General features: G+C 72.9%; 13 protein-coding genes and 1 pseudogene. 9 read left to right on the forward strand and 5 right to left on the reverse strand.

Annotated features, from left to right (window positions below):
- Window positions 1-286 precede the first annotated feature (286 nt).
- From OIB37_RS02900 to OIB37_RS02935, 8 genes and pseudogenes are all read left to right on the forward strand, one after another.
- Window positions 287-1,492 (forward strand): serine hydrolase domain-containing protein, encoded by a 1,206-nt coding sequence (locus tag OIB37_RS02900; protein WP_330455905.1) that lies wholly within the window; start codon window positions 287-289, stop codon window positions 1,490-1,492.
- Window positions 1,493-1,565: 73 nt separating this feature from the next.
- On the forward strand, window positions 1,566-2,243 hold the full coding sequence (locus OIB37_RS02905) for an AIM24 family protein (RefSeq protein ID WP_330455906.1): 678 nt from the start codon (window positions 1,566-1,568) through the stop codon (window positions 2,241-2,243).
- A gap of 151 nt (window positions 2,244-2,394) precedes the next feature.
- Window positions 2,395-3,432: pseudogene (locus OIB37_RS02910) on the forward strand (tetratricopeptide repeat protein); the annotation flags it as partial.
- Between the two features lie 350 nt (window positions 3,433-3,782).
- Window positions 3,783-4,814: a polyprenyl synthetase family protein gene (locus tag OIB37_RS02915; protein ID WP_443058109.1), complete on the forward strand. Its 1,032-nt coding sequence runs from the start codon at window positions 3,783-3,785 to the stop codon at window positions 4,812-4,814.
- A 231-nt stretch (window positions 4,815-5,045) separates the two neighbouring features.
- Window positions 5,046-6,662, forward strand: coding sequence for a serine/threonine-protein kinase (locus tag OIB37_RS02920; protein ID WP_330455907.1), 1,617 nt, complete (start codon window positions 5,046-5,048; stop codon window positions 6,660-6,662).
- 149 nt (window positions 6,663-6,811) lie between these two features.
- Window positions 6,812-7,852, forward strand: a complete 1,041-nt coding sequence (locus OIB37_RS02925) for a hypothetical protein (protein ID WP_330455908.1) — start codon at window positions 6,812-6,814, stop codon at window positions 7,850-7,852.
- 146 nt (window positions 7,853-7,998) lie between these two features.
- Window positions 7,999-8,742, forward strand: coding sequence for a DUF2238 domain-containing protein (locus OIB37_RS02930; RefSeq protein ID WP_443058110.1), 744 nt, complete (start codon window positions 7,999-8,001; stop codon window positions 8,740-8,742).
- 53 nt (window positions 8,743-8,795) lie between these two features.
- Window positions 8,796-10,529 carry a cholesterol oxidase substrate-binding domain-containing protein gene (locus OIB37_RS02935; RefSeq protein ID WP_330455909.1) on the forward strand — a complete coding sequence of 578 codons (1,734 nt, stop codon included), beginning with the start codon at window positions 8,796-8,798 and terminating at the stop codon, window positions 10,527-10,529.
- An 87-nt stretch (window positions 10,530-10,616) separates the two neighbouring features.
- Here OIB37_RS02935 and OIB37_RS02940 read toward each other — a convergent pair whose 3' ends face one another.
- From OIB37_RS02940 to OIB37_RS02960, 5 genes are all read right to left on the reverse strand, one after another.
- Window positions 10,617-11,306: a TetR/AcrR family transcriptional regulator gene (locus OIB37_RS02940; protein ID WP_330455910.1), complete on the reverse strand. Its 690-nt coding sequence runs from the start codon at window positions 11,304-11,306 to the stop codon at window positions 10,617-10,619.
- Window positions 11,303-12,805 (reverse strand): MFS transporter, encoded by a 1,503-nt coding sequence (locus tag OIB37_RS02945; protein WP_330455911.1) that lies wholly within the window; start codon window positions 12,803-12,805, stop codon window positions 11,303-11,305. Before OIB37_RS02945 ends, OIB37_RS02940 begins: the two co-directional genes overlap by 4 nt.
- 94 nt (window positions 12,806-12,899) lie before the next feature.
- The gene (locus tag OIB37_RS02950) at window positions 12,900-14,114 is read right to left on the reverse strand and encodes an FAD-dependent monooxygenase (protein WP_330455912.1); all 1,215 of its coding nucleotides are present in this window, start codon (window positions 14,112-14,114) and stop codon (window positions 12,900-12,902) included.
- A gap of 297 nt (window positions 14,115-14,411) precedes the next feature.
- Complete coding sequence (locus OIB37_RS02955) at window positions 14,412-15,128, reverse strand: ribonuclease H family protein (RefSeq protein WP_330455913.1); 717 nt, start codon at window positions 15,126-15,128, stop codon at window positions 14,412-14,414.
- 39 nt (window positions 15,129-15,167) lie between these two features.
- Window positions 15,168-15,962, reverse strand: coding sequence for a VOC family protein (locus tag OIB37_RS02960; RefSeq protein WP_330455914.1), 795 nt, complete (start codon window positions 15,960-15,962; stop codon window positions 15,168-15,170).
- A 328-nt stretch (window positions 15,963-16,290) separates the two neighbouring features.
- Here OIB37_RS02960 and OIB37_RS02965 point away from each other — a divergent pair, with 328 nt between their 5' ends.
- The gene (locus OIB37_RS02965) at window positions 16,291-17,733 is read left to right on the forward strand and encodes a family 2B encapsulin nanocompartment shell protein (protein WP_330455915.1); all 1,443 of its coding nucleotides are present in this window, start codon (window positions 16,291-16,293) and stop codon (window positions 17,731-17,733) included.
- Window positions 17,734-17,748: the final 15 nt, after the last annotated feature.

Below are 17,748 nucleotides of genomic sequence, written 5' to 3' on the forward strand. Positions count from 1 at the left end.
CGGGGTCACCAACCGTCTTGAGGCATGGCGCCGTTGGCACCACGGGGGCTGATCGGGCCCCGTGGTCACCCTTTCGGATCAGTCATGCGCACGTAAAGCCGGAATGATCGATTTCGCGACTTTCTATGGCAATCCTTTGCAAATGAGCGCCACAGAGTGATCAAGACCTGACCACGCGTGTGTCGGGAGTGGAGACGCCACCCCAATCCCCTAGGTTCCAGGCCGGAATGTGACCGATGTCGCATCACGAACCGCAGGGAACCTCATGGATGGAAGCAGGTGCCGAATGGTTTCAGCAAAGGTGGGCAAGGGTGCGGTCCTCGGCGCGGTCGCGCTGTCGCTGCTGGCGGTCCCGGCGCGGGCCGCGACCGGGGAGACCGGTACCGCGAGAGCGGCCGCGCTCCCGGCGCCCGACACCGCGGGCCTGGACGCGGTGCTGCGCACGGTGCGGACCCAGGGCGCGCCGGGCGCCCTGGCCCGGATCGACGACCACGGCACGACGTACCGGCTGAGCCGGGGAGTCGACGACCGGGGCACGGGCCGCGCCATGAGCACCCTCGACCGCTTCCGCATCGGCAGCGTCACCAAGACGTTCTCCGCCGTCGTCCTGCTCCAGCTCGCCGACGAGCACCGCCTGGACCTCGACGCCCCGGTCAACCGCTACCTGCCGAAGCTGCTGCCGGACGACCGCATCACGGTCCGGCACGTACTGAGCCACCGCAGCGGTCTGTACGACTACACCAACGACCTGTTCGCCCAGAGCGTCTCCGGCTTCGAGGCCGTGCGCAACAAGGTGTTCACCTACCGACAGCTGATCGGCCTCTCCCTCAAGAAGGCCCGAACCAACGCGCCCGGCGCCGCCTACTCCTACTCCAACACCAACTTCGTCGTCGCCGGACTCCTCATCGAGAAGCTCACCGGGGCGTCCGTGAAGACGGCGTACGAGAACCGCGTCATCGAGCCGCTGAAGCTGAGCGACACATTCTATGTCCATCCGGACACCACGATCCCGGGCAGGTACGCCCGCGGCTACATGACCCCCGACCTGGCCGGCGCCGCGCCGGTCGACACGACCTCCCAGACCGTGTCCTGGGCGCAGAGCGCCGGCGCCATCATCTCCAGCGCCAAGGACCTGAACACCTTCTACTCCGCGCTGCTCGGCGGCAAGCTGCTCTCCTCCGCGCGGCTGGCGGAGATGGAACGCTTCACGAAGGTCAACAGCACCACGGCGTACGGCCTCGGGCTGCGGCGCCGCGATCTGTCCTGCGGCATCTCGGTGTACGGCCACACCGGCGCCGTCCAGGGGTACTACACCTACGCGTTCACCACCAAGGACGGCGGCCGCAGCCTGACCGCCGTCGTCAACACCTCCAACAACGGCAAGGTGCTGGACACCCTGGCCGGCACGCTGGAGTCCGCGTTCTGCGGGAAGCCGGCGAAGTCGCCGAGCGCCTCGGCGGCGAACCGGCGCAACGCGGACCTGGAGGAGTAGCGGAGCCCCGTACTCCGGGAACGGGAGCCCGCGATCTTGGCGGAACGGTCTCGTCCGGGACACTATGCACCGCATGAAGGGTGACCTCTTTTCCAGTGAGCACGTGGTGCAGCCGGCCGTCGAGCCGGGAATGAGCATCGAGAACGCCAAGTGCGTCAAGTACACGGTGAACGGCGAGATGTTCGCCCGGCAGGGCGCGATGATCGCCCACCGCGGGAACCTGCAGTTCGAACGCAAGGGCCAGGGCGTGGGCGGCATGCTCAAGCGCGCGGTCACCGGCGAGGGCCTGCCGCTGATGGCGGTGCGCGGACAGGGCGAGGTCTGGTTCGCGCACGAGGCGCAGAACTGCTTCATCGTCGAGGTGGAGCCCGGTGACCAGTTCACGGTCAACGGCCGCAACGTCCTGTGCTTCGACCCCACGCTGTCGTACGAGATCAGGACCGTGAAGGGTTCGGGCATCGCCGGTGGCGGCCTGTTCAACAGCGTGTTCTCCGGACACGGCCGGCTGGGCCTGGCCTGCGAGGGCAACCCGCTGGTGATACCGGTCTCGGCGCAGCAGCCCGTGTACGTCGACACGGACGCGGTGGTCGGCTGGACCGCGCATCTGCAGACCTCGCTGCACCGCTCCCAGTCGCTCGGCTCGATGCTGCGCGGCGGCTCCGGGGAAGCGGTGCAACTGATGCTCCAGGGGGAGGGGTTCGTCGTGGTGCGGCCGAGCGAGGCCACGCCGCAGAAGGCGCAGCAGCACTGACCCCACGGGGTGATCTGCGCCTCACAGGCAACCCCCGTCGCCGTACCGGCGTCTTTTCCGGCAACAGACCACGCCCTGCCCCTCGGGGGCAGGGCATCTTTCCGAGACGCTATACACACCATGTATACACTCCGTGTATAGAAGGGTACGCATGTACGGCAAGGCTTCCGCCCCGGAGTACCAGGGCTCCCTGACCACCCTGTCCGTGAACGCGTCGCTGGACGACGTGCTGGCCGAGGGCACCGCGCGGCTGCGCGAGGCCGAGCGGTCCGGACACCCCGCCGAAGTGGCCCGTTGCGGGCTCGCCGTGGCGGAGGCGCACCGGCGGCTCGGCCGGATACACGACGCCGACCAGGCTTGGAAGGCCAGTTACCGGGCCGCGAGAGAGGCCGGGGACACCGCCGCGATGGCCTGGGCGCTGTGGAGCGGCGGCACCCTCGCCCGGCAGCGCGGCTCCTTCCCGCTCGCCCGGCGCCTGCTGGGTCTCGCGGCCGAACTCGGCGAGCGGGGCGGCGACATCGTCGTCCGCGGCTACTCCCTGGCCGGGCTCGCCGAGACCGGACGCATCCAGGGCGACTACGCGGCCGTCGGCCGGCTGCACGAGCAGTTGCTGGCCGAGGCCCGGAGGCGCGGGGAGGCCCGGCACACGGTGTGGGCGCTGGAAGGCATCGCACAGATGCACCGCAACACCGGGGAGTACGACCGCGCCCACGCGCTGTTCGAGGAGGCGGCGGAGATAGCCGAGCGCGCCGACGACCGGCGCGGCCATGCCTGGGCGCTGCGCGGACTCGCCGACATCCGGTCGGTGCGCGACGGAGACACCGAGGGGGCACTGGAGCTGCTGGCACGGGCCGAGGCGACCTGCCGGACGATGAACCTCTCCAGCGCGCTCGCCTACAACCACAAGATGCGGGGCAACGTCCTCTACCGCGCCGGGCGTTACCCCGAGGCCCGGGACCTGTACCAGCTGGCCCTGACGGAGTTCCGCGCGATGAACGAGCCGCGCGGCACGGCACTGGCACGGCTCGGCCTGGTCAAGTCACTGGCCCGGCTGGGCCGCGCCCACTCGGAGACCGCGGCCGAACTCGCGGACCTCGCGGCCACGTCGGAACGCATCGGCCTGCGGCACGCGCGGGAGATGGTCGCCCTCGCCCAGGCGGAGTTCGCTCCGGGAGCGAGGACGGTGCGGGCACGGGGCGAGTCCGGCACGGCCGCACAAACCACGCGCCCACGAACGGAGTCCGGGGCAGCGGGAGAACCCGCCCACACACGGGCCGAGTCCCGCACCACCACGAGCACCGCCCGTACGCGGGCAGAATCCCCCACCACCACGAGCACCGCCCGTACTCGGGCAGAATCCCGCACCACCACGAGCACCGCCCGTACGCGGGCCGAGTCCCGCACCGTCACGAGCACCGCCCACGCGCGGGCCGAGTCCCGCACGCCCTCCGACGGCCCCGCACCGCGGACGCGGTCCCGTACGGACGCGGCACCCGCCCCGGCGCAGGCCGAGTCCCGCGTGACCGAGGGGGGTCCGCGGTGACGCTGTCCTCCGCGGCGGCGCCCGCGCCGCCGACCGCGCCCGATGTCCTGCTGCGGTGCCAGGAGCTGGTGCGTCCCGCGCTGCGGGACGCGGTGAAGCGCCTGCATCCGTGGACGGCCGAGATGGCCGCGTACTCCTTCGGCTGGTGCGAAGTCGGGGGCGCGCCCGCGTCCTTGGGCGGTGGCAAGGGCGTGCGGCAGGCGCTCGCGCTGCTCGGCGCCGAGGCGGTGGGCGCGGACGCGCACACCGGTGTGCCCGCGGCGGTCGCGGTGGAGCTGGTGCACGCCTTCTCGCTGCTGCACGACGACATCATGGACGGCGACACGGTCCGGCGCGGACGCCCCGCCGTGTGGCGGGCGTACGGCACGGGCCCGGCGGTCCTCGCCGGTGACGCCCTGTTCGCGCTGGCCGTCGAGAGCCTCGCCGCCGCGCCGGGCGGACCCGGCGCCCTGCGGCTGCTCTCCGCCGCGCTATCCGACCTGGTGCGCGGGCAGGCCGACGACCTGCTGTTCGCCGCACGGCCCTGGGCGGGGCCGCAGCGCGTGACACCCGAGGAGTACCGGGCGATGGCCGAGCGCAAGACGGGCGCTCTGCTGGGGTGCGCCCTCGCCCTCGGGGCCGCGCTGGGCGGCGCCCCCTCCCCCGTGACCGGCGCGCTGGACCGGGCCGGACGGCATCTCGGCATCGCCTTCCAGATGGTCGACGACGTGCTCGGCATCTGGGGCCGTCCCGACGTCACCGGCAAGCCGGTGGGCGGCGACCTGCGGGAGCGCAAGAAGACCTTCCCGGTGCTGGCCGCCCTCCGCTCACCCGCGGCCCGTCACCTGCCCACGCTCCTCGCCTCTCCCGCGCACGCCAGGGAGGCGGCAGCCCTGGTCGAGCGGGCCGGAGGGCGCACGGCCGCGCTGGCCGAGGCCCGCGCGCAGACGGCCGCCGCACGGGCCCTGCTCGCGGGACTGCCCCTGGCCGCGGGAACCGCCGGGGAACTGCTCCTGCTGCTGGACTTCCTGGTGGGCCGCGATCTTTGACCCCGTCCGTTCCGGGGTGCCGCCAAAGGCCCCGGCGCGGCATCGCACCCGGCCGCTTACCGTCGGTTACCCGCAGGTCGCTGCCGGGTCGTGTGCCGCCTTCGCAGACCGTGAGCGCTCCCGGAGGTTGAATAAAAGGCGGAGAGGGGACCGGAGTTGCGCATTCATTGAACATACCCCCGCACGCCCCGCGTACCTCTGGGCAAGACGAGGCAGCGGTTGCAGCGAGGGATGACGATGGTCAAGGCGCACGTCTCCGCACATGAGTTGGTGGCCGGGCGGTACCGGCTGCTGGAGGTCTTCTCCCGTGAGACGAACCGTCTGTGGTGGTACGCGGAGGACGTGACGGCGGGCCGGCCCCGCCTGGTGGCGCAGACCGGCCTGCCGGAGACCGCCGACGCGCAGACCCCGCACCGCGCCGCGGAACGGGTCGTCCGGACCTCCGAGACCATGTGCGTGCTGCGACCGGGCCGGGTCGCCGTCGTCGTGGACGCGGTCGTCGAGGCGGGTTCCCTGTGGACGGCGACGGAGTGGATCGAGGGCACCACCTTGGGGGAACTCCTCGACCAGGAGGGTCCGTTGAGTCCGGAGCGGGCGGCACGGATCGGTCTCGACGTCCTCGACGTGCTTCAGGCCGCGCATGACGAGGGCATCACCCACGGCGAGCTGAGCCCCGGCCAGATCCTCGTCCACGAGTCCGGCCCCGCCGTCGTCGCCGGGTTCGGACTCGCGGGCACAACCCTGGCCCCGAGGATCGCGGCACCGTCGTACGCGTCCCCGGAACAGGCGCGGGACGAGCGCGTCGGGCCGGCCGCCGACCTGTGGGCGCTCGGCGCGATCCTCTACACGATGGTCGAGGGCCGGCCCCCGTTCCGTGACCGCGGACGGCCCGAGGCCACCCTCAGGGCCGTGGACCGGCTGCCGGTGCGCACCCCGCTGCGCGCGGGCCCGCTCACCCAGGCCGTCCGGGGGCTGCTGCGGAAGAACTCCCGGGAGCGGCTGACCCGGCCGGTGGTCCGTGAGGCGCTGACCCGCGCCCTCGACACGGACGCGACGGCTCGGCGGTGTCCCGCGCAGGCCCCCCGGTCGCGCGGCGTGTGGCCGGCCGGACGGTTCGGCGGCCTGGCGCGGAGCAGGCGGGTACGGGCAGGACGGTACGGCGGCCTGGCGCGGAGCAGGCGGGTGCCGGTCGCCGTGGCGGTGCTGGCCGTCGTCACCGTGGCCGTCACCGCCCTGGTCGCCACGCATCTCGGCACCGGCACCACGGCGACGGCCCCGCCGTCCCGCCGGACCGCCACGGCCGCCCCGTCGGCCGGCCGTACGCAGGACGGCGCCACCCCGACCTCCGACGCCCTACCCGGCACCGGCGCGTCCCCCTCCCTGCCGGCCGGATACCGCGTCTACAGCGCTCCCGAAGGCTTCTCGGTGGCGCTGCCCGAGGGCTGGCGGCGGCTGGCCACCGCACGCGCCGCCGACCACGCCTACCGCGTCACCTTCGGCACCGGCGGCGACTCCCCCACCCTCGCCGTCACCTACAGCGAGCGCGTCGGCTCCGATCCCGTCGCCGTGTGGCGGGACGACGTCGAGCCCGGACTGCGGCGGCTCGACGGCTTCCAGCGCATCGGCACCGTACGGGCCACCACCTACCAGGGGCGCGCGGCCGCCGACCTGGAATGGCTGTCGGGCACCGGCGACGGACGGGCGCGCACCTTCGGGCGGGGTTTCCTGCTGGGAGCGGGCCGCGGCTTCTCCCTGCGCTTCACCACCCGGGCGGCGGCCTGGGACGCCGCCGCTGCCCGGCTCGCCCTGAAGACCTTCCTGGGCACCTTCCGCGCGACACGCGGGTGACCTGAGTGCCGGTCTGCCGCGACGCCGACCGGGACACCGGCCCGACCGCGCCGTCAAAGCATCGCCAATGGGGCGATATAGGCTTTCCTGTCTGCACCTGGGCACCCGGGTGCGGGTTCCACCCAGCCATCCCCGCAGGAGAGCCATTCGTGACCCTGGCCATCGACCCGTCCGAGACGTCCGTCCCCGCCGCCGCGCCCCTTTCCGACCTCGTCGCACGCGACGCGCGCGAGTTCGGCGTGTACGCCCGCACCGGTGGCTGGGCCTTCGCGCTGATGGTGGCGCGCAGTGTGCGGCCCGGCGGCCAGCCCGCCGGGGAGACGCCGAAGGTGTCGGCGAAGGAGTTCGCCGAGCTGGCCGGCTGCTCCCCGGAGCGGGTCATGCGCTACTACAAGGCGTGGGACCGGGCCGCCGACGACGCTCTCGTGCCGCACTTCGAGGTCCTCGCCCCCGGCCAGGCCGTGGAGCTGCCGGACGCCGACGTCTGGCTGAGCTACTACGTCTCCCGCAACAGCGCCACCTCCGAGCGCGGCACCGCGATCGCCCAGGCTGCCGAGGCCGAGGGCATCCGCCCCACCAAGGCCCTCGAGGTCGCCGAGAACCCCACCGCGCTGCGCGCCGCGATCCTCGCCGACCCCTCCACCGCGCGGACGGCCCGCGCCGCCCTGCTGGACCGGCTGCGCGAGGACCCCGGCCTCCAGGCCGAGCTGGCGCGGGACGTCGTGCGCACCGACGACCTCAAGAAGGCCGTCGCGACCGAGAGCCGCGCCGCTGACCGGATCGGGTACGTCCGGCAGATCGCCGAGTCCGGGCAGTTCAGGACGCCCGCGGGGCAGACGGTGCAGGCGCCCGTCGAACTGCGCGAGGAGGCCGAACGGCATCTGTCGCTGATCGACGAGCTGGAGGACGGCGAGGAAGCCGGCGAGTGGGCCACCGAGGCCTACGACACCTTGAAGAACCTGGTCGCCGAGACGGTCGAGGCCGACCCCGAACTGCGCGTGCAGGAACGCCGGACGAAGTTCTACAGCAGCCTGCAGAAGGCGACGAAGGCGTTCGAGGAGCTGACCTTCGACGACGCCCAGGACTTCTACGAGGACGACATGGTCCAGCGCCTGGAGGAGCTCCAGCAGGCCATCGGCAGCTGCCTGTCCGCGCTGCGGGGGACCGGCGGCGGCCAGTCACAGGAGTGAGGACGCGGTCCCGGGCGGCGGGGACACCCGGCGCGGACTGAGTAGTGGTACTCATGCCCGGGCCCGTCGGCCGGGACCACGATGGGGTAGCCGGAACACCTACGTGCCCGGCTACCCCTCCGACTCCCGCGGCAAGGAGCCCCGCCATGACAGCAGCGCACCCCGGCCCGCACCCCAGGCCCCGTCCCGCCTCGCGCACCGGGCCACGCCCTGCCTCGGACCCCGGCCCGCGCCGCGCGCCGCGCCGCGTGCCGCCCGTCCTGTTCGCGGGCGTGGCGGCCGTGGGCCTCGCCGTGTCGGCGTGGGACGTACGGGACCGGACGACCTGGTTCCTGGAGACGTTCTGGGCACTGATCGGGCTGCCCCTGGTGGTGCTGCTCTGGCGGCGCTTCCCGCTGACCGGGCTGCTGTGCGGGCTGCTGGCCGCGCACACGCTGGTGCTCGCGGCCGGCGGACACTACACGTACGCGCAGGTACCGGCCGGCGACTGGGTGCGTGACACGTTCGGGCTGTCCCGCAACCCGTACGACCGGTTCGGACACCTGATGCAGGGCTTCGTACCGGCCGTCCTCGTCCGGGAACTGCTCAGCCGCACCTCCCCGTTGCGCGGCAGCCGCTGGCTGGCGCCGCTCACCGTGTGCGCGTGCCTCGCCTTCAGCGCCTTCTTCGAGCTGCTGGAGTGGGCGGCGGCCCTGATCGGCGGCCACGGCGCGGACGCGTTCCTCGCCACCCAGGGCGATGTGTGGGACACCCAGTGGGACATGTTCTGTGCCCTCACCGGGGCGGTACTGTCGCTGCTGCTGCTCAGCAGGGCGCACGACCGCCAACTGGCGGACCTCGCGGCACGGGACGGTGTCCGGCCTTTGCGCGTCTTTCACCCGCACGGGTGATAGGGATCGACGGGCGGCCCGGAATCGTCAAGCAGCGGCCCTAGCGTGACTCCGTGAGCGATCATTCCATAGGCAACTTTCCTTCTTACGACGGCAGTTCGCCGCCCGTCGACCGGCGCGCGTTCCTGCGTGCCGCCGCCGCGCTGGCCGCCGTACCGGTGGCGCTCGCCGCCGATCCGGCACGGGCCGCGGCCGAACTCCCCGGATTCCCGGGAGAGGTGGCGCTGTACCGGTCCGCGTACCGCAACTGGGTGGGCGAGATCACCGCCGACGAGATGTGGGCCTGTGCCCCGGACGGCCCGCAGCAGGTGGCCGGTGTCGTCAACTGGGCGTGGCGCAACGGCTGGCGGGTCCGCGCGCGGGGAAGCTCGCACGGCTGGTCACCGCTGACCGTCACCGCGGGGACGACGGCGGACACGCGGGTCCTGCTGGTCGACACCGCGCCCCATCTGACGGGTCTGGCACTGGAGTCCGCCTCCGAGGTGCGGGCCGGCACCGGTGTCACCCTGGAGGCACTGCTCGGGTTCCTGGAGGAGCACGGGCTGGGCCTCACCGCGACACCCGCCCCCGGTGACCTCACGCTGGGGGGCGCCCTGGCGATCGACGCCCACGGCACGGCCGTTCCGGCCGCCGGGGAACACCCGCCGCCCGGTACGACGTACGGTTCGCTGAGCAACCGGGTGCTGGAGCTGACGGCCGTGGTGTGGGACGACGCCGCGGGCGCCTACGTCCTGCGGACGTTCCGCCGCGAGGAGGCGGACTGTGCGGCGCTCCTCGTCCACCTGGGCCGGTCCTTCGTCACGGAGGTGGTGCTGCGGGTCGGCCCGGACACGGACCTGCGCTGTGTCAGCCGCACCGACATCCCGGCCACCGAACTGTTCGCGGCCCCCGGCTCCGGCGGGCGCAAGTTCGACGGCTTCCTGCGGCGCTCGGGCCGGGTGGAGGCGATCTGGTTCGCGTTCACCGACTTCCCGTGGCTGAAGGAGTGGAGCGTCACCCCGGTCAGGCCGCCCGGCTCGCGGCGCGTCACCGCGCCGTACAACTACCCCTTCTCCGACAGCGTGCCGACCCTGGTGGCCGACCTGGCCGGGCGGCTGGTCGCCGACGCGGCCTGGTATCTGGCGCCGGTCCTCGGCAACGCGCAGCTCGACGCGGCCGAACTGGGGCTGGTGGCCACCCGGTCCGCCGATCTGTGGGGGCCGTCGAAGAACACGCTGCTGTACCTGCGCCCGACGACGCTGCGGGTGACCGCGAACGGGTACGCCGTGCTCACCTCGCGGGCCGGTGTGCAGCGGGTGGTGCACGAGTTCGCCGGACACTACCGCGACCGGCTCGCGGCGTACGCGCGGCAGGGACGCTTCCCCGTCAACGGCTCGGTGGAGATCAGGGTGACCGGCCTCGACGACCCCGCCGACACCGGTGTCGCGGGCGCCCGGGCCCCGCTGCTGTCCGCGCTGCGGCCGAGCGGGACCCGTCCCGAGTGGGACACCGCGGTCTGGCTGGACGTGCTCACGCTGCCGGGAACGCCGTACGCGGAGGTGTTCCTGCGGGAGCTGGAACGGTTCCTGCTCGACACCTACGACGGCGGGTACGCGCTCGCCCGCGTGGAGTGGTCCAAGGGCTGGGCGTACACCGAGGAGGCGGCCTGGGCCGACGCGGAGGTGATGGGCACGACGGTGCCCGACTCCTTCGGTGCCGGGGTGTGGCAGCAGGCGGTCGGGATCCTCGACCGCCTGGACCCGCACCGCGTGTTCGGCAACGCCTTCCTGGACGGCCTCCTGCGCTGACCGCCCCGTCGGCCGGCACCCCTCCCCCGAACGGCGGGCGGCCCGGACACCGGCCGACGCGCCGCGACGGGACCGTGGCGGCGGCGCTCAGTCCCGGGGCGTCAACTGCGCCTGTACGACGGGGCCGTAGAGGTCGGCGATGGTGTCGATGTCCGTCGCGCGCAGGTGCGGCCCGCGGGCGATGCCGTACATCACGCCGAGGCCGATCAGGGCCGCGACGGCGAGTTCGGCACGCGGGCCGGCGTCGGGGCCCGTGAGCCGGGCGGCCAGGCGTTCGGTCACCTGGGCGCGGAAGTTGGCGCGCAGGATGTCGCCCTGGTCGCCGTGCAGGGGCGCGAAGGCGATGCGCAGCAGCGGGTCGGTGCCGCGCTCCCGCTGTGCGGCCAGAACGTGCCGGACCATGTGCCGGCCGAGGCCGGCCAGGGGGGCGTCCAGCAGGTCGTCCGCGTCGGTGTCGAAGGACATGACGCGGGCGAAGAGGGCGTCCTTGTTGCCGAAGTACTTCAGGACCAACGGCGGGCTGACACCGGCACGTTCGGCGACCGCCTTGAGCGTGACGTCGGCCTGCGCCCGCCGGACCAGGAAGTAGCGGGCGGCCTTGAGGATGGCCGCCTTGGTGGCCTCGGCGTCACGGCGGGCGGGGGCGGTGCCACCGGGATCGGCCGCTGTGCGGGCGGAGTCGGCGTCGGCCGGGGTGGTGCCGGGCTGCGGGAAGTCCGTGGCCCGGGGTGCGGGGGCGGCCGGGCGGGGGTCGTGCGGGGTGCTCACGGCGCTCACGCTCCCTCCATCGCGCCGTCGCGGGCGGCCGGAGTGGTGCCCCGGGCGCGCCGAGCGCGCCGGGTGCCGTCGGACGGGGCGTCGCCGGGGATCGACAGGGAGGCCGCGCAGGCCGCGAGGGCGACGGCGCCCGCCATCGCGAAGGCCAGCAGATAGCCGTGCAGGGTGGGCACCGCGATGCCGCCGACGAGGTTGCTGTGGTGCACGAGGACGGCGGCGACGGCGGCGCTGGAGACGGCCTGGCCGACGGTCCTCATCAGGACGTTGACGCCGTTGGCGGAGGCCGTCTGGCCGGCCGGTACGGCGCGCAGGATCAGGGTCGGCAGCGCGGAGTAGGCGAGCGTGGTGCCGCTCGCCACGACCGTCGCACCGAGGATGATCATCCACAGGTCGCGGCTGTCGGCGATGCGCACCGCGTAGCCGCAGGCGATGACCGCGGCGCCCAGGGCGAGGGTGACGCGCGGGCCGCGTGCGGCGGAGATGCGGGCCGACACGGGGGACAGCAGCAGCATGGTCACGCCGCCGGGCAGCAGGCACAGGCCGGTGGCGACGATCGAGAGTCCGAGGCCGTATCCGGTGGCCTTCGGAGCCTGCACCAGCTGGGCGGTGACGAGCGAGTTGGCGTAGAAGGCGAACCCGGTGAGCAGGGCCGCCACATGGGACAGTCCGACCCGCGGCCGGGTCACCAGACGCAGGTCGACCAGCGGCCGCTCGGCCCGCAGCTGCTGCCACCACCACAGGGCGAGGACGACGGCGGCCGCGACGAACAGCCCGAGGACCCGGGGACTCCCCCAGCCCCACTGGCCGCCCTGGGAGACGCCCAGCAGCAGACACACCAGCGCGACGGCCAGACCGAGCGCGCCCAGGACGTCGAAGCGGCCCGGCTCCCGTACGGGCGACTCCCTGACCGCCCACCAGGTGGCCGTCACACCCAGCGCGCCCAGGGCACCGGTCAGCCAGAACATCGTGTGCCAGTCGGCGTACTGCACCACGACGGCGGCGAGCGGCAGGCCGAGGGCGGCGCCGATGCCGACGGTGGAACTCATCAGCGCCACCGCCGACCCCCGGCGCTCCGGCGGGAGTTCGTCGCGCAGGATGCTGATCGACAGCGGGACGACGGAGGCGGCGGCACCCTGCAGCGCGCGGGCCGCGATGAGCACCCCGATGTCGGAGGACAGGGCGCACAGCACGGAGCCGGCGGTCATCAGCGCGAGCGCGGCGATGAGCACCCGGCGCTTGCCGTACATGTCACCGGCCCGGCCGAGCACGGGTGTCAGCACCGCTCCGGAGAGCAGGGTCGCGGTGACCATCCAGGAGACGGCGGCCGCCGACGCCCCGGTCAGCCGGGGCAGGTCCGGCAGGAGCGGGACGACCACGGTCTGCATGACGGCCATGAGGATGCCGCCCGACGCCAGCACGGGGATCGTGAGGCGGTCCCGCAGCCGGGGGGTCGCGCCGGGGGCGCGGGACGGCTCGGGTATCGGGGCGGAGGGGTCCATCGGCGCTCCTGGAACTGCTCGGCGTTGAGGGTGAATCACTATTCACCCTATCGAGTGAATAGTGATTCACCAACATTTCGCGGGCCGGCGCCCCCTAATCCCGGCGGGCCGACGAGCGGGCGTGCAGGGCGCGGGCGGCCCGGGGGCCGAGCCAGCGCTTGAGCCTGCGCAGGGGCTCCAGTTGCCCGGCCGCCTTGTCGAGGCCGTAGTACACCTGCGGCGGGATGTACGGGAGCAGCGGGGAGTGGCGCTGGCCGAGCAGCGCGAACATGCGGTGCGGCGGCAGGTCGATGTAGCGGGGCAGGTTCTCGTACCACTGGGCGCTGTAGCGGGCCGCGCTCTGCACGGAGAGCAGTTCGCTCCTGCGTCGGCTCTCGTAGGCGGTCAGGGCCTCGGGCACGGTGTCGTGCGCGCGCAGGGCGGTGGCCAGGCACATGGCGTCCTCCAGGGCGAGGGTGGTGCCCGCGCCGATGGAGTAGTGGGTGGTGTGGGCGGCGTCGCCGAGCAGAACGACGTTGCCGTGGTGCCAGCTGCTGTTGGTGAGGGTGCGGAAGTTCAGCCACGGGGTGGTGCCGGTGGCCGAGGGGCGGGCGATGAGGGGGTGGCCGTCGAGGACGCCGGCGAAGAGTTTCTCCAGCGTCGCGAGTCCCTCACCCTCGTCCGCACGGTCCAGGCCGAGTCCGGCGAAGGTCGACGGGGCGCACTCGACGACGCAGGTGCTGTGCCCGCCGCTGTAGCCGTAGCCGTAGGCCCAGATCCAGCCGTGCTCGGTCTCGGTGAACGCGAAGGTGAAGGCGTCGAACACCTTGGTGGTGCCGAGCCAGACGTAGTGGTTGCGGCCCGTGGTGATCCGCGTGCCGAAGTGTGCGGAGCGGCGCTCCCGCAGCGCGCTGCGCACCCCGTCGGCGGCGACCACGAGGTCGGCGCCGGCCGGGGGTTCGGTGATCTCGCTCTCGAACTCCAGCCGTACGCCCAGGGTCCGTGCGCGGTCGGCGAGCAGTTCGAGGAGACGGTGGCGGCCGATGCCGTGGCCCTGGTCGCCGTGGTGGCGCGTGGTCAGGTCCCGTACGTGGGCGACGCCGTCGCTCCAGCGGACCGAGTGCTCCTCGATCGCGCTCGCCGACGCGGGGTCGTGGGTCCGGAGCCTGTCGAGCAGCCCCTGCCAGTAGGTGACGCCCCAGCCGTAGGTCGAGCCCTCGGGGTCGCGTTCGTGGACGGTGACGTCATGGGCGGGGTTCTGCCGCTTGAGCAGGATGGCGAGGTACAGACCGGCGGGCCCGCCTCCGACACAGACGACCTTCACTCGCACACCCCTGACGGTTACCTGACGTAGCTGTTCGGCCTCGCAGGGTAGCAGGGGGTGGGTGACACAAAGGCGGGGCCGGCGCACCCGCCCAGGTCCTGTCGTCGAACTCCCGTCGTTCGCCCGGAGGGCGGGCCTCGCGGCGTCAGGTGCGTTCTCTCGGCGTGCCGGGCCCTGGCCCGCGTACTGGATGTACGTGGGTCGGGGCCCGGTGCGGCGAGAGGACGTGCATGGCGTCGCGAGGCAGGCAGGAGTTTGACGACAGGGCCTGGCCCCGCCTTCGTCCGCGCCGCGGGCTTGCGGTCAGCCCTCGGCGGTACGGCACTCCGGGTGGCCCCAGCCCTGCGCGTTCTTGGCGATGGACTCGCCGGCCGCGTAGGAGCGGCCGCAGACGCAGCGGCCGGGGAACTTCGCCTTGAGGGTGCGGGAGGACGGTCCGCCGCCGGTGCCGGCGGACGCCGCGCCGCCGGTACGGCGGGACGGCTTGCGGCGCGCGGCGGAGGACGCCGGGGTGTCGGGCGACGCCGGCGGCTCCGGGGAGCCGAGGGCGCTGCCGGCCGCTTCCTGGACCGAGGCGGCCTGGCTGGCGGCACGGTCGGCGAAGTCGTTCAGCGGGTCGCCGTCGACCTGGTGGGCGGGGACGTAACGGAACTCGACGGACCGGCCGCCGAGAAGTTCGTCGATGCGGACCACCAGCTCCTGGTTGGCGACCGGCTTGCCGGCGGACGTCTTCCAGCCGTTGCGCTTCCAGCCGGGCAGCCAGGTGGTGACGGCCTTCATCGCGTACTGGGAGTCCATCCGGATCTCCAGCGGCACGCCGGGGTCGGTCGCCGCCAGCAGTTGTTCCAGCGCCGTCAGTTCGGCGACGTTGTTGGTGGCCCTGCCGAGCGGGCCGGCCTCCCAGCGGACCGGGGTCCGCTCGTCCTCGGACACCACCCACGCCCAGGCGGCGGGTCCGGGGTTTCCCTTCGAAGCCCCGTCGCACGCGGCCACTACACGTTCAAGCATGGACACGATCATGCCACGGGCGGCGGGCCCGTCCGTCCGGCCGGGTGCCGGTCAGACGTCCCTGGTCTTCGGCATCTCGCCCTCGGTGGTCGTGATGTCGATCACCGAGAAGTTCGCGCCCTGCGGGTCGGTGAGCGCCGCGAACCGTCCGAAGGGGCTGGTCATCGGGCCGAAGCGCAGGACGGCGCCGTGCTCGGTGGCCTGGGCCACGGCCGCGTCGCAGTCGTCGACCGTGTAGTAGACGTTGATGTACGACGGCACCTCGGGCGGGAAGTCGTCGGTCATCCGCATCCGGCCGAGCACGGTTTTCTCACCGATGTCGAACATCCGGAAGTCGACCGCGTCGTCCTCGACGTCCTTCATCCGGTAGGGGAAGACGGCGGAGAAGAAGGCGTCCGTCGCCTCCGGGTCACGGGTGAAGACCTCCGCCCAGCAGTACGCGCCGGGGGTCGCCGTCGCCTCGAAGCCCTCGTGGGCGCCCGGCTGCCAGACACCGAACACGGCGCCGCTGGGCTCGCGGGCCAGGCACATCGTGCCGAAGTCGCCGACCTGCATCGGCTCCATCAGCACGTCGCCGCCGTTCTCCCGGATGCGCTCCGCGGTCGCGGCCGCGTCCGGAGAGGAGAAGTACAGGCACCACTGCGACTGGCCCTCCTGGCCGGGCATCGGCGGGACGACGGCGGCCACCGCCTTGTCGTCCACGAAGACCTGGGTGTAATTGCCGTACTCCGACGACGACTCGCCGAAGGTCCAGCCGAGGACCTCCCCGTAGAACCTCTTGGCACCCTCCAGGTCGGTGAACATCGCGTCGGCCCAGCAGGGCGTTCCTTCGGGTTGCACGGCCATGGTCGGGCCCTCTCGGTCGGGTGGGTTCGCCTTTTCCGCCCCGGGACATCACGCTAGCCATCCCTCGTTCCGCCCGCGCGCCGAAAGGCCGCGGCGTCCGTACACCAGGGCGCGGGAGCGGGGGACCGGCGCGCGATCACGGCGCGGGCGCCGAGTGCCCCCGGCAGCGGGTTTGCGCAACACGGAGATCAAAACCGCCCCTTTCGCGCTGTACCCGCAGCTCACGCGTGCTGTTTGGCTTGGCGCAGCGCACCGGCACCCGGCGCACCACCGACCGATCCGTTCACCGTTGTTCACCTCTGCTGTCCGCCTCTGTGATGGAGGGAAAGTGTCCACACCGGACATCGCCACCGCATCCACCGTCGACGAACCCGAACCAGTCCCCTCGGCCGGCGGGCAGCTCACGAGCCTGAGCACCCGGGCGGCCCGCCGGCTCGCCACCACGACCAAGTCCGAACCGCAGATGCAGGGCATCAGCTCGCGATGGCTGCTGAAGTCGCTGCCCTGGGTGGACGTGCGCGGCGGTACCTACCGGGTCAACCGGCGCCTGCAGCTGCGCACCGGTCGCGGGCGGGTGCATTTCGAGCACAACGGCGCCGACGACATCCGGGTCGTTCCGCAGACGCTGACCGAGCTGCCGATACTGCGCGGTTATCCGGACCTCGAGGTGCTGCGGGAGATCGCCTCCCGCTTCCAGCCCCGGGAGGTGCGGGCCGGACAGGTCCTGTTCGAGGCCGGGCAGCCGGTCACCGAGGCCTACCTGGTGGCGCATGGCCGCTTCACCCGCTACACGTCCGGCAAGTACGGGGAGGAGGAGGTCCTCGGGCTCGTCACGGGCGGCGACCAGATGGGTGACGAGGCGGTCGGGCACTCCGACCCGCTGTGGCTTGCCTCGGTCCGGGCGGAGACCGCGGGCGTGGTGCTGGTGCTGCCCTGGGCGGCCGTGCGGGACCTGACCGACCGCGTGCCCTCCCTCGACGCGCACCTGCGGGCGTACGTCGACCGGCAGGCCAGGCCCATGAACCGCAAGGGCGAGGCGGAGGTCCCCGTCCACGCCGGCCACGTGGGTGAACCGACCCTGCGGGGCGGCTTCGTCGACTACGAACTCGCCCCGCGCGAATACGAGTTGTCGCTCACCCAGACCGTGCTGCGGGTCCACAGCCGGGTCGCCGACCTCTACAACGATCCGATGGACCAGACACAGCAGCAGTTGCGGCTCACGGTCGAGGAGATCCGCGAGCGGCAGGAGTGGGAGCTGGTCAACAACCGGGAGTTCGGGCTGCTCCACAACATCGACCACGGGCAGCGGATCAGCACCCACACCGGACCGCCGACGCCGGACGACATGGACGAGCTGCTGACGATGCGGCGCAGCACCAAGGTGTTCCTCGCGCATCCCAAGGCGATCGCGGCCTTGTTCCGGCAGTGCAACCGGCGCGGCCTGGTGCCGGGTACCGCGAACGTCGACGGGCGCGAGGTGCCGGCCTGGCGCGGTGTGCCGCTCCTGCCGTGCGGCAAGATCCCCGTCGGCGAGGACCACACCAGCAGCATCATCGCGCTGCGCACCGGCGAGGCCGACCAGGGGGTCGTCGGCCTGTACCAGACCGGCATCCCCGAGGAGTACCAACCCGGCCTGAACGTCCGCTTCATGGGCATCGACAGCGCCGCGATCATCAACTACCTCGTCACGGCCTACTACTCGCTGGCCATCCTGGTCCCCGACGCGGCGGGAGTCCTGGAGAACGTCCAGATCGGCCGGACGGCCGAGTGACGGCCTGGAGCACAC

This window comes from Streptomyces sp. NBC_00820 (genome assembly GCF_036347055.1).
In the GTDB taxonomy this organism is placed as follows: domain Bacteria; phylum Actinomycetota; class Actinomycetes; order Streptomycetales; family Streptomycetaceae; genus Streptomyces.

Bases quoted from the DNA above. Each gene is read 5' to 3' on its own strand.
- OIB37_RS02900 (WP_330455905.1), top strand. From the start codon at position 287: ATGGTTTCAGCAAAGGTGGGCAAGGGTGCGGTCCTCGGCGCGGTCGCG.
- OIB37_RS02905 (WP_330455906.1), top strand. From the start codon at position 1,566: ATGAAGGGTGACCTCTTTTCCAGTGAGCACGTGGTGCAGCCGGCCGTC.
- OIB37_RS02920 (WP_330455907.1), top strand. From the start codon at position 5,046: ATGACGATGGTCAAGGCGCACGTCTCCGCACATGAGTTGGTGGCCGGG.
- OIB37_RS02930 (WP_443058110.1), top strand. From the start codon at position 7,999: ATGACAGCAGCGCACCCCGGCCCGCACCCCAGGCCCCGTCCCGCCTCG.
- OIB37_RS02945 (WP_330455911.1), bottom strand. From the start codon at position 12,805: ATGGACCCCTCCGCCCCGATACCCGAGCCGTCCCGCGCCCCCGGCGCG.
- OIB37_RS02955 (WP_330455913.1), bottom strand. From the start codon at position 15,128: ATGATCGTGTCCATGCTTGAACGTGTAGTGGCCGCGTGCGACGGGGCT.
- OIB37_RS02960 (WP_330455914.1), bottom strand. From the start codon at position 15,962: ATGGCCGTGCAACCCGAAGGAACGCCCTGCTGGGCCGACGCGATGTTC.